The organism is Pedobacter sp. Leaf170 (genome assembly GCF_920984665.1).
GTDB lineage: Bacteria > Bacteroidota > Bacteroidia > Sphingobacteriales > Sphingobacteriaceae > Pedobacter.
On sequence record NZ_CAKLBP010000007.1, the window covers coordinates 55,545 to 67,954 of the forward strand.

The window sequence follows — 12,410 nt, forward strand, 5'->3', positions numbered from 1 at the left end:
GGAAGTGCTTTTTTTATAAAAGTATTTCTTTGGAATGAAACGATTTGCTTTTTAAATGGCTCTTAAAAAATATTTAAATGAAAAAACCTGACGAGCAAAAGTTAAAAATTTCTACAGTTCCTAACTGTAAAACCATCCGAATGTGCATGGAGCTATGTTGTAGCTCATAAAGCTGAGCGCTAAGCTCCCAAATCTAAGATCAATTTAATGTTACAAAAAAATCGACACAGAGCGATGTGGCATTGCTTTGCCCAAAAAATCAAAAGTATAATTAATCATTTCTAATTAAGTTAACATGTATAAAAAAGTAAAGCTATCAGCATTTTTGTTTTTGCTATTGCTATCTACATTTGTTCGTGCTCAAAATATAGCAGTATCGGGCACTGTTAAAGACGCCACCGGAGAGGTTTTGCCGGGCGTTTCTGTATTTGTAAAAGGAACAAAACAAGCCGTTATATCAAATAATGAGGGTGCATTTACCTTTAACCTAAATAGTAAGGGAACACTCGTTTTTTCTTATATCGGCTATACAACTAAAGAAGTTGAAGTTTCATCAAGTACATCATCACTATCGGTTGTATTAAGTGATGGAAATAATTCGTTGGATGAAGTTGTAGTTACAGCCTTAGGCATCTCTAAGCAGAAAAAATCTTTAGGATATGCCGTTCAGGAGCTTAAAGGAGAAAATCTGGCCGAAGCCAAAGAAACAAATTTAGTTAATGCGCTTGCGGGTAAGGTTGCGGGTGTAAGGGTTACGAACAGTCAGGGCGATATGGGTTCATCCAGAATTGTAATTCGTGGAGAAACTTCAATTTCTGGTAATAACCAACCGCTTTTTGTTATCGATGGAATACCGGTTGATAATTCGCAGCTTAATTCTGCCGGAGCAAGAGATTATGCCAACACCATTTCAGATATCAACCCAAATGATATTGAATCGATGAGTGTTTTAAAAGGTCCAAATGCTGCGGCTTTGTACGGTTCTCGTGCTGCGGCTGGTGTAATCATCATCAAAACAAAATCGGGTAAAACTAAAAAAGGATTAGGCGTAACTTTTAATTCAAATGCTGTAATAGAAGGTTTGCTAACGCTTCCAAAATATCAAAACGTATTCGGACAAGGTTCTGAAGGTAAGTTTAGTTATGTTGATGGAAAAGGTGCAGGGATTAATGATGGTGTTGATGAAAGTTGGGGTCCAAGAATGAACGGGCAGCTTATACCTCAGTTTTTTTCTAAAGGCGTGGCCGTTCCATTTGAGGCACACCCCGATAATGTTCGCGATTTCTTTGAAACAGGTTATGCCTTAACCAATGGTTTATCAATTGAAGATGCTGGCGAAAAATTTGATTATCGCTTATCTTACAATAACCTTAAACAGGTTGGTATTGTTCCAAACTCAGGACAAGGGAAAAACTCCTTTGCTTTAAATACAACCTTAAGAATTAATCCAAAATTAACTTTAACGGCTAATGCAAATTATAGCAAACTTGGTTCTGATAATTTGCCTGGCACAGGTGGTTCTCGTTCTACAAGTACCATGCTTCAGTTTACCTGGTTTGGCAGGCAGGTAGATATTAATCGCCTTAAAAATTATTTAGACGAAAACGGAAACACGTTTAACTGGAACAATAGCTACTACAGTAATCCATATTGGGTGGCTTATGAAAACACGGTTTCTCAAAACAGAAACCGAATTATAGGTAGTATTGGCTTAAATTATAAAATTATTGAAGGCTTAAATTTTAACTTCCGTACCGGAACAGATTATTATAACGATAGAAGAAAGATTAAAATAGCTTATGGTACAAATGGTACGCCATTCGGTTCTTACACAGAAAGTGCTTTTACCGTTAACGAAAATAATACTGATGCGACTTTAAATTATAGCAAGCAGCTTAATGATGATTTTAGTGTAGAAGCATTATTAGGTACAAACATTCGCTCACGCTACATTGAGCAAAACGACCAAAGTGCGCCACGATTGGCTGTAGCAGGTTTATATACGCTTAGTAATTCAAGAGATCCTTTAACGTCTTCTAACAATTATAGCAAGCTAAAATCATATAGTGGTTATGCTTCTGCGCAAATTGGATTTAGAAATTACTTGTATGCAAATATTACTGCCCGTAACGATTGGTCATCTACACTTCCGGCGCAAAACAGGTCTTATTTTTATCCTTCATTTAATGGAAGTTTTGTAATTACCGAGGCTTTTGACATTAAAAGCGATGTGCTTGATTACGCCAAACTTAGAGGTGGTTGGTCTAAAGTTGGTAAAGATGCAGACCCTTACCGCTTAATTAATACCTACGCTTTTGGTGCGCCATTTGGTACTAATCCACAACTTACGGCATCTACAACAGATCTAAATCCGGATTTAAAACCTGAAACAACTACTTCATCAGAATTAGGTGCAGAAGCAGTTTTATTTAAAAGACGTATCCGTTTAGATGTAAGTTTATACAATACCAATAGTTATGATCAAATTTTAAGTGTTGATGTTAGTCCGAGTACAGGATTTAGATCCAAGCTCCTTAATGCCGGAAAAATCAACAACAAAGGAATTGAAGTTCAATTAGGCATTACACCTGTTAAAAAAGCTTTTGTTTGGGATGTTGATGTAAATTATGCTGCAAACAGAAGTAAAGTTATCGAATTGGATAAAGCCGGCTTATTGCAAAACTATGTTGTGGCAACCAATTCAGCACAAGTTATTGCAGCCGTTGGTCAGCCTTACGGAACACTTTTTGGAAATGCATTTTTGAGAGATGGCAGTGGCAATATTGTTGTTAATGCAACCGGTGCGCCTCAAACAGATCCAACTAAAAGGGTTTTGGGTAAATATACACCAGATTGGATTGGTGGAATTTCGAACACTTTTACTTACAAAAATTTAAGTTTAGGCGTTTTAATTGATGCTAGCTTTGGCGGTTCTATTTATAACGGCACTTACGCAACCGGAACTTATACTGGTGTTTTGGAATCAACTTTACCTGGTCGTGCTGCCGAATTTGGTGGAATTTCTTATTATTATCCAGGTAATTTAAAAGCAAACGGAACAGTAAGAGTAACCGCAAATAATACAGCTCCCGCAGATGTTACGGTTTATGATGATGGTATGATCTTCGAAGGTGTAACAGCCGATGGTAAAAAGAACGAAAAAATTCTTCCTGCTCAACAGTATTATAAATCTTTCCGTACAATAGATGAGGCAAATATTTTCGATGCTTCTTATGTAAAACTTCGTGAGGTTAGGCTAAGTTATAATCTTCCTGCTAAATGGCTTAAACCACTAAGCTTGCAAGGCGTTTCTGTAGCACTTGTTGGTCGTAATCTAGCAATTCTTCATCGTAATGTTACCGATATCGATCCCGAAGTTGCATTCAACACAGGAAACGGTCAGGGTTTAGAAAGTCTTTCTAATCCAACCACACGTACCTATGGTATAAATCTTAACATCAAATTTTAAATCCCATGAAAAAGAATATAATATACAGCTTTTTATCTTTATCGCTTTTGCTGGCTTCATGTGCCAAAGAATTGGATGAAGTGAACATTAATCCAAATGCTACAGAAAATGCACAGCCCGACTATTTGTTAACGGCAGCCATTAAAAACACAACCGATGCCTATTGGGGCACAACGAATAACATGAACTCCAGTTTGCTGTTTGCTCAACATTGGGCAAAAGTTCAGTACACTGAAGAGGATAGGTTTATTTACTCAAATAGCAGTTTCACATCATTATGGTCTACGCTTTATTCGCAAAGTATAACTGGTTTTAATAAAATTATCGAAATTGGGAATGCAACAAGTAATTCAAACTATAAAGGTGTTGCACTTACCTTACGTTCCTGGTCATTTTTGTTGTTAACTGATGCTTATGGCGATATTCCTTATAGTCAGGCAGGGAAATTAAACGAATACATCACTCCGGTTTACGATAAACAAAAAGATGTTTATTTTGGCTTGCTGGATGATTTAAAGGCGGCGAAAACTGCTTTAGACCCGAATGGAAAGGCAATTGCAGGCGATATTATTTATAGTGGCAACATCACAAAGTGGAAGAAGTTTGCCAACTCGCTAAGGTTAAGAATCGCTTTGCGCATTGCGGATAAAGAGCCAGCAAAAGCTAAACAGGTTTTAGATGAGATTAAAGCCGATGGCGATTTATTTATCAGTGATAATACAGATATCGCACAGCTGATTTACCAGATTTCTCCGCAACAAAATCCGGTTAGTGCGCAGTTTGATACTCGTGATGATTACCGCATCAGCAAAACAATTGTGGATAAATTATTTGCCTTGAATGATCCACGTTTATCTGTCTATGCAAGTAAAACACAAACGGCTACATCTCAGGAGTATGTTGGTTTGCCAAATGGATTAACAAATTCTGAGGCAAGTAATCTTGGCTTTGCCAGAACATCAAAACCTGGAGCTTATTTTCTTGCACCGCAATCTCCGGCAGTTATTTTCAGTTATGCTGAATTACTTTTTGATAGAGCGGAAGCTGCTGCAAGGGGTTTAACGTCAGAAAATGCTGCTGATTTGTACAAGCAAGGTATTACTGTCTCATTAAAACAATTTTCTGTTGGCGATGCTGCGGTTGCAACTTACCTGGCACAGGTTACTGTACAATATGATGCATCTAATTACAAAAAATCAATTGGCGAACAAAAGTGGATTGCTTTATTTGGACAAGGATTGGAAGCGTGGGCAGAACGTAGAAGGTTAGATTATCCTCAATTAACGGCATCTGTGAATACGGTGCTTAACGGACAAATACCGGTTCGTTTCATATATCCTGGCACAGAGCAATCTTTAAACGGACAAAGCTACAGGAATGCAGTCGCAAGTCAGGGAGCAGATTTGCTAACTACAAAATTGTGGTTTGATGCGAATTAGTAGGGTTTAGTTTTTTTTTATTTTGAAAGCAGTTCTTTTATAGGGCTGCTTTTTTTATTTTATGATTGATAGGAAACCTTTTTCTTTATTTTCAAGGGGGGGTATTCTAAATATTAGGCATGTTTTTGTCTTTACCAGACAGGCTTTTTCTTTTGTCTTGATACAAAAGAAACAAAAAATCAAGGCTGGCATCTTTTGCTGCATAAAGCGAAGAAAATACGGATAGCGGACATGTGAGGTCCCGAAGAAAAATCGGGACTGCAAATCTCCTTGGTTAATCGTAGAATGAAATAAGTACAAGTATTTTCTTGCTTTCTGCTTCCAAAATCTGCTAGGCCGGATAGCATGGAGCGAATGCTATAACGCAATTTCGTCATTGCCTGCCTTCGGTAGGTAAGCTAGGCTGATTTTTCATCAGCCGTGGCAATCTCTTTTTAATGTTTAAAAATGTTTAGGAAAAACTTCCTTTTCTGATTTCAAGGGGATTTTATTCTAAATAGTAGGCATGTTTTTGTCTTCGCCAGACTGGCTTTTTCTTTTGTCTTGATACAAAAGAAACAAAAAATCAAGGCTGGCATCTTTTGGCGCATAAAGCGAAGAAAATACGGATAGCGGACATTTGAGGTCCCGAAGAAAAATCGGGACTGCAAATTTCCTTGGTTAATCGGAGAATGAAATAAGTACAAGTATTTTCTTGCTTTCTGCTTCCAAAATCTGCTAGGCCGGATTGCATGGAGCGAATGCAAACTCCTGATTTCGTCATTGCTGCGATGGGTAGGTTAGCCTAATTTTTCATCAGCCGTGGTAATCTCTTTTTAATGTTTAAAAACGTTTAGGAAAAATTTCCTTTTCTGATTTCAAGGGGATTTTATTCTAAATATTAGGCATGTTTTTGTCTTTGCCAGACAGGCTTTTTCTTTTGTCTTGATACAAAAGAAACAAAAAATCAAGGCTGGCATCTTTTGTCGCATAAAGCGAAGAAAATACGGATAGCGGACATTTGAGGTCCCGAAGAAAAATCGGGACTGCAAATCTCCTTGGTTAATTGTGGAATGAAATTAGTGCAAGTATTTTCTTGCTTTCTGCTTCCAAAATCTGCTAGGCCGGATAGCATGGAGCGAATTCTAACTCCCGATTTCGTCATTGCATGCCTTCGGTAGGTAAGCGAGGCTGATTTTTCATCAGCCGTGGTAATCTCTTTTAATGTTTAAAAAGGTTAAGGAAAAATTGCATGTATTATTTTCAAAGAAGTTCTGTTACGAGAAATTAAAATATGAACCTAAGCCATCCATCACCATTGTAAAATATAGATTGATACTTGAGGAATATTCATAATTAAAATTACTTTAGTTAAATGAATCTACCCAAATATCTATTGCTAATCATTTCATTACCTTTTATTAACTTTTCCTTTGCACAAAATATAATCAACCCGGTAATTCCTGGTGACTTTGCCGATCCATCAGTCATCAAAGCTAAAGACACATATTATGCTATTGGCACATCATCAGAATGGGCACCGCATTTTCCAATCTATACCTCAAAAGATTTAAAAAGCTGGAAACAGTCTGGATATGTCTTCGATAAGTCACCAGATTGGACTTCAGGCTCTTTTTGGGCACCAGAATATGTTTATCACAAAGGAACTTATTTCATCTATTATACAGCGAGGAGAAAGAAAGATAATATTTCTTGCATTGGCGTTGCAACATCCAAATATCCGGATAGAGATTTTGTAGATCATGGCGTAATTATCGAACATGGAAAAGAAGCTATCGATGGTTTTGTTTTTGCTGAGAATGGTATTCGGTACATTACTTATAAAGCTTATGGACTTGATAAAAGACCAATCGAAATTTTAGGCGTCAAACTTTCTGATGATGGCTTAAAAACAGAAGGCGAAACATTTTCTATGATGAAAGATGACGCTGGTAAAGGTTTAGAAGGGCAAAGCTTTATGAAAGTTGACGATTATTTTTATATGTTTTATTCTGCAGGAGCTTGTTGTGGAATTCAGTGTGATTATAATGTTGGCGTGGCTCGTTCAAAATCGTTCAAAGGACCTTATGAAAAGTATGCTCAGAACCCGATTTTATCCGAAAATAGCGATTGGAAATGCTCCGGGCATGGTACTTTTGTTAAGGGAGATAATGAAAAAGATTACTACTTGTATCATTCTTATAACAAAAAAACTACTGTTTTTTCTGGCCGGCAAGGTATGTTAGCAGAATTAATATGGCCAGAAAAAAATGGCTGGCCAAAGTTTAAAGAAGTTTCAGCACCAAATACTAATCAAAACTTAACTTTCAATTTTAATGATAAAAATGTAAGTCAAAGCTGGCAATGGGATTTTCGAAATTCTACACCTATAATTTCACAACTTAATGGTAAATTAAAAATATCAGGCGCTATTTCGAGCTCAAATTTAACTGGTATCGTAATAACGGTTCGCCCGGTTTCTGCAGTATTTGAAGCTACTACAACTGTAAGTAATTCAAACGATGCGCGAAAAGGCATCTGTTATTATGGCGATGCAGGCGCTGCAATTGGTCTTAGTGTTTCTGGTAATCAAGTGCAATTCTGGAAAGTTCAGAATAAAGAAAAAACTGTTTTATCAAATCAAAAAATTAGTGGAAAGGGTAGTATAGAATTAAAATTTAAGGTAAATCCTAATTTAGAGGTAAGCACATTTTACAAACAAGGTGCAGATGATTGGAAAACACTTAATTCTGATAACAAAGTTGATGTAAATTTTCTCCCACAATGGGATAGAAGTCCACGAATTGGTTTGAACTTTAATGGTAAACCTCACGAATTTGCTGAATTTTCAACTTTCGAATTAAAATATTTTTAGTAGTTATACAAGTATTTGTTGTACAGTTAATTAGAGTTATATTAGTTTTAAAATCTCATTCTAAATTTAAAGCTATGTCAGTTTATAAAATCGTTACCAGCCTTACGGCCAATACTTATAAAACTGTTCCTACGGCCTCAAAAAAAGGTGGTAACAACACATTGCTAATGGGCTCTTATGTAAAGCTTTTAGGGCAAAGCCAAAATAATTTTTCGTTGGTTAGTGCTTTCGGAATTGATGGTTGGATTGACAATGCAGACATTGGAGACGAACCAGGCTTAAAGATTTTTTTCGTAGATGTTGGTCAGGGTGATGGTGCTTTAATTGAGGTTGGCAACAATTTTAAAATGCTTATTGATGGCGGACCAGGCAATAATATGGCGGCATATTTAAACAAATGGCAATACACTTATTACCATAATTTAAATCAGAAAGTTCATATTAATTACATTATTGTTAGTCATTTTGATAAAGACCATTACGAATGTTTAATTGATATTATTAATGATGTGCGGTACACATTCGGTACAATTTTACATAATGGAATTGCAAAATTTAACGAGGATAATGAAAACTTTGCTACGCTCTTTAATTGCGGTTTAGGTAAGAAAGAGAAAATTGAAGGTAAATCTTTTTTAACAACCACTTTTGATAGTATTGAAGACTTGAACAAACTTAAAGATACTGGAATGATGCAGCGATTGCATGAAAAATTCTGTTTTGCAGTATCAAATGCCAAAAAAGAGGGGCGTTTAAAATCTTTCAAACGTGTTGATCATAAAACCCGAACCATCAATTTAAACGAATTTACAAACGTAGATTTTAAACTCGATATATTAGGTCCGGTTACGGCAAAAGTTAATGATAAAACCGCTTTTGATTATTTTAAAGATGATGCCCATACCGTTAACGGACATAGCGTTGTTGTAAAATTAATCTACGGAAAAAGAAGCTTTTTATTTGGTGGCGATTTAAACATTCCATCAGAAGAACATCTTTTGAAGCATTATAAAACCGATAATCCTTTCAGGGTTGATGTTGCGAAATCCTGTCATCATGGTGCATCAGAATTTACTGTTGATTTTATGAAACAGGTGAGTCCGATTGCTACGGTGATTTCATCTGGCGATAATGAAAGTTACGCACATCCAAGGGCAGATGCAATTGGATGCGCAGGGAAGTATTCAGCTTCAGATAGACCACTGGTGTTTTCTACCGAACTTGCCCGTTCTATTAAATCAGCCAATGAAATCAAATTTGGAATGATAAACCTAAGATGCAATGGCACCGATTTTATCATGGCACAAATGAAAGAAGTTGCCAGGCAAGGTTCGGTATGGGATTTATACAACCCGAAATAACAAAAATCATTATCTATCTATTATCATATATTTGCTCCTTTGCATCAAACCTATCTAATTTTATGAAGTTTAAATTATCCATCATTTTATGTCTTTGTGTAATACTTATAGCCACTAAAAGCAGTTTTGCTGCAACGGTTGATACCGTTTTAACCCGCAGTAACGCAATGAAAAAAGATATAAAAGCTGCAGTTGTTAAGCCAAACGGATACAGCAAAGGCACAAAATATCCTGTACTGTATCTGTTGCATGGTGCTGGTGGCAAATTTTCTGATTGGATAATCAATACACCAAATAAAGAAACGGTTAAAAACCTATCCGACCAACACAACATAATTGTAGTTTGCCCTGACGGGGGCGTTACCAGCTGGTATTTCGATAGTCCGGAAGACGCAAAATATAAATATGAAACTTATGTTGCTACTGAACTGGTTAATTATGTTGATGCTAATTATTCGACCATACAAAATAGAACCGGACGAGCAATTACCGGGTTAAGCATGGGCGGGCATGGTGGTTTGTACCTTGCGTTTCGCCATCAAGATATTTTTGGTGCTTGCGGGAGCATGAGCGGTGGGGTAGACATCAGACCTTTTCCTGAGAATTGGGATTTGTATAAAAGATTGGGCAAATACAGTGAACATCCTGAACGTTGGGAAGCAAACACGGTTGTGAATTTAACGCATCTATTAACACCAAATAAACTTGCCATAATAATTGATTGTGGAACCGGCGATTTTTTTTATAAAGTAAATGTTGCACTTCATGATAAGCTTTTGGATAGGAATATTCCACATGATTTCATTACCAGACCAGGGGTTCATAATTTTGAATATTGGGGTAATGCTGTTGTTTATCAAGCCTTATTTTTTAGCCGGTACTTCGAAAAGAACAAGAAAAACTAATTGTTAGTCTTTTTAGAATTCTCATAAAATGCTCCTGAGATTTATTTGAAAGTTTTTAAAACTTAATTTCTTACAATGTGGTTGTCTTTTTATCTATGAAAGCAAATACAACCCCTAAAACCCCCGTAAATTATTTAGTAAATAGCCTCGCAAAATCAAGAACCTTAAAGAGAACGATTGGGCCTGGTTTTTCAATCATAAATAGTTTAATGAGGGCAAACTTTACTAAAAAGGGTTCTACACCTTTTAGTTTACAGAGAAATATTGAGTTTGGAGCTGCTGGTGCTATTGCGGCATATAACCTTTACAAAGGCATCAAAAAACATAAAAAACATTTGGTTTTTCAGGCTGCAATGATTGGTATAGCGATTACCGGTTTACTAATTTTATCTGCTGCTGAAAAGAATAAGGTTGCAGAGAATAGTATAAAAGCCTAAATTCTTTTTATTCACTCATTATAATCGTGATTTCTTCCCTTTTAACGTCAATTTTATTTTCCTATCCTACAGTTAATTATGTAGGTATGTATAAAATTTATGTCTGATTATTTGCTTGCTAAAAATATTAGTATACTTTTGCCTTATTCTGCTGCGTTTTTGATGCATACAGAACAGATTAAAAAGAGGAAGATACTTTATGACAATTACGGTACTTGCAATAACAGAAACGGATTTTGTGCCCGATATTTCTTTGGGAAAGATAATGAATGAACGCTTGAAGCAGGCCGCTGCCGAACTTCAGGATATTCATTTACAGCCACTGCTTTCGGTAGGGGAAAGAAAAGACGACCTTGTTGTTTACATTAGTTATAACCCAAAATATAAAATAAGATTTAGAGTAGTTAATGATGTAACGGAAGATGTAGAAAACTTTGTAGGCTACGTTTGTGGTAATTTGGGTTACATAAAATGGAAAACTAGTGTTTTAAACGTTTTTAAAGGAAATGGATAGTGTAGATGAAAATCTGCTAAAATATTTTAATGGAGATTTAACAGCTTACCCGAACGATCCATTTGAAAAGTACCACAGGGAAAGTACGTGGCACAAAAACTGGAAAAAGGCATTTCCAATAGAATATCGTGAGAAGGTTTTTTGTTGTCAGGATACAGGCGAATTACATAGAGCGGATGTTTATACAAATTGTGGTACAGCTATAGAATTCCAAAATTCGCCAATTACTTTGTTTGAAATGCAAAGCAGAGAAGCTTTTTACCCTAAGATGCTCTGGGTTTTAAATGGCAAAAAATTCAAAGGTTTTAGAGTGCTAAAAAATCTTCCAGATCCTTACGATCCCAAACTTGAAGCTTTTGAGTTTTGCAATACCGACCATCTTTCGATGTTTAGCAAATCAGAGGTATTATCTGGAATTGTTAAGCCCAAAGTTTTAAATTTCTATCATCCAGAATTAAAAAAAATTAAGCTTAGTTCAAATTATTATCATTTCTGTTGGAAACAACCACATGCGGTTTGGTATGCTGCAAAAGCTCCAATTTTTGTCGATTTAGGTGGTTTATTTCTTTATAGATTAAAGATAAGAAAACAAATTTCTGGAGATTATGCGTACCTGGAAATGATTAACAGGAAAAAGTTTATTGAAGATTTTCTTTAAGTTTAATTCAAATTAAAAGTATTTATCAATGCTTAAACCGTAGGTTAAATTTAAGTTTTCGCGTTGTGTTACGTTTAATCTGTTATAATTTAATGCTGTAGTAAAGCTAATCCATTTTATAATTTTTAAGCCTAGCGTGGTATTCGATCTGATAATATAATCTCCTTTACGGCTATAAGAATTTTGCAAAAAATGGCTTCCATCTATCGTAATAATATCCTTTATAAGAAAATGATATTGTAGCCGTAAAGAGTTTCTAAAAGTACTGTAATCTGCTAATTCTACTAGGCTGCTTCTATCGAAAAGTACGCCATTACTTAAATTTATGTATGCGTTTGTAGTATCAATAAAACTATAAGCAACACCTACACCAGCTAAAAGCTGATTTTTTAATTTGAGCGAATAACTTGTGTTGTAATTTACCAATCCCCAATAATAAAAATTGGTAAAGGTTTTATACAGATTTAGATTCATTGTAGTAGAAAAATCGTTATTGCTTAATGCATTATTTTGCTTGCCATAAAGCCAGCTGGTTGTACTGTTAAAAACAATACTTTTCTTTTTTAGTCCAAAATTGATGTTGTTGTTTAATAGATAAGCACGATCGTTATTGGTTTTGTTTATCGAGCCAGTTGACGATGCTACAATGTGGTAATTTGCGGTATCGCTAAATTGGGCAGAGGCATAAATAGATGGACATATCAGTAAAAGCAGTATAAAAATCTTCATACCACTTGAACATATATTGTTTACTGTATGTTTGAAGTAAATAA

At 35.6% G+C, this 12,410-nt stretch carries 9 protein-coding genes; 8 read left to right on the forward strand and 1 reads right to left on the reverse strand.

Features of this window, described 5'->3' with window-relative positions; all coding sequences use genetic code 11:
- Positions 1-295 precede the first annotated feature (295 nt).
- The 8 genes from LUA90_RS15970 (at position 296) to LUA90_RS16005 (ending at position 11,637) form a co-directional block, all read left to right on the forward strand.
- Positions 296-3,469: a SusC/RagA family TonB-linked outer membrane protein gene (locus LUA90_RS15970; protein ID WP_231491655.1), complete on the forward strand. Its 3,174-nt coding sequence runs from the start codon at positions 296-298 to the stop codon at positions 3,467-3,469.
- Between the two features lie 5 nt (positions 3,470-3,474).
- On the forward strand, positions 3,475-4,908 hold the full coding sequence (locus LUA90_RS15975) for a SusD/RagB family nutrient-binding outer membrane lipoprotein (RefSeq protein WP_231491656.1): 1,434 nt from the start codon (positions 3,475-3,477) through the stop codon (positions 4,906-4,908).
- A 1,354-nt stretch (positions 4,909-6,262) separates the two neighbouring features.
- Positions 6,263-7,762 (forward strand): glycoside hydrolase family 43 protein, encoded by a 1,500-nt coding sequence (locus LUA90_RS15980; protein WP_231491658.1) that lies wholly within the window; start codon positions 6,263-6,265, stop codon positions 7,760-7,762.
- Between the two features lie 74 nt (positions 7,763-7,836).
- Entirely contained in the window at positions 7,837-9,123 is a 1,287-nt protein-coding gene (locus LUA90_RS15985; RefSeq protein WP_231491660.1) for a ComEC/Rec2 family competence protein, read from the forward strand.
- A gap of 62 nt (positions 9,124-9,185) precedes the next feature.
- Positions 9,186-10,028 carry an alpha/beta hydrolase family protein gene (locus LUA90_RS15990; RefSeq protein ID WP_231491662.1) on the forward strand — a complete coding sequence of 281 codons (843 nt, stop codon included), beginning with the start codon at positions 9,186-9,188 and terminating at the stop codon, positions 10,026-10,028.
- 95 nt (positions 10,029-10,123) lie between these two features.
- On the forward strand, positions 10,124-10,465 hold the full coding sequence (locus LUA90_RS15995; protein ID WP_231491664.1) for a hypothetical protein: 342 nt from the start codon (positions 10,124-10,126) through the stop codon (positions 10,463-10,465).
- A gap of 199 nt (positions 10,466-10,664) precedes the next feature.
- Positions 10,665-10,979, forward strand: a complete 315-nt coding sequence (locus tag LUA90_RS16000) for a hypothetical protein (RefSeq protein ID WP_231459776.1) — start codon at positions 10,665-10,667, stop codon at positions 10,977-10,979.
- Positions 10,972-11,637 carry a competence protein gene (locus LUA90_RS16005; protein WP_231491666.1) on the forward strand — a complete coding sequence of 222 codons (666 nt, stop codon included), beginning with the start codon at positions 10,972-10,974 and terminating at the stop codon, positions 11,635-11,637. Before LUA90_RS16000 ends, LUA90_RS16005 begins: the two co-directional genes overlap by 8 nt.
- 12 nt (positions 11,638-11,649) lie before the next feature.
- Here the strand turns inward: LUA90_RS16005 and LUA90_RS16010 are convergent, their stop codons facing one another.
- Complete coding sequence (locus tag LUA90_RS16010; RefSeq protein WP_231491668.1) at positions 11,650-12,366, reverse strand: DUF481 domain-containing protein; 717 nt, start codon at positions 12,364-12,366, stop codon at positions 11,650-11,652.
- Positions 12,367-12,410: the final 44 nt, after the last annotated feature.

Bases quoted from the DNA above. Each gene is read 5' to 3' on its own strand.
- LUA90_RS16000 (WP_231459776.1), top strand. From the start codon at position 10,665: ATGACAATTACGGTACTTGCAATAACAGAAACGGATTTTGTGCCCGAT.
- LUA90_RS15980 (WP_231491658.1), top strand. From the start codon at position 6,263: ATGAATCTACCCAAATATCTATTGCTAATCATTTCATTACCTTTTATT.
- LUA90_RS16005 (WP_231491666.1), top strand. From the start codon at position 10,972: ATGGATAGTGTAGATGAAAATCTGCTAAAATATTTTAATGGAGATTTA.
- LUA90_RS15990 (WP_231491662.1), top strand. From the start codon at position 9,186: ATGAAGTTTAAATTATCCATCATTTTATGTCTTTGTGTAATACTTATA.
- LUA90_RS15975 (WP_231491656.1), top strand. From the start codon at position 3,475: ATGAAAAAGAATATAATATACAGCTTTTTATCTTTATCGCTTTTGCTG.
- LUA90_RS15970 (WP_231491655.1), top strand. From the start codon at position 296: ATGTATAAAAAAGTAAAGCTATCAGCATTTTTGTTTTTGCTATTGCTA.
- LUA90_RS16010 (WP_231491668.1), bottom strand. From the start codon at position 12,366: ATGAAGATTTTTATACTGCTTTTACTGATATGTCCATCTATTTATGCC.
- LUA90_RS15985 (WP_231491660.1), top strand. From the start codon at position 7,837: ATGTCAGTTTATAAAATCGTTACCAGCCTTACGGCCAATACTTATAAA.
- LUA90_RS15995 (WP_231491664.1), top strand. From the start codon at position 10,124: ATGAAAGCAAATACAACCCCTAAAACCCCCGTAAATTATTTAGTAAAT.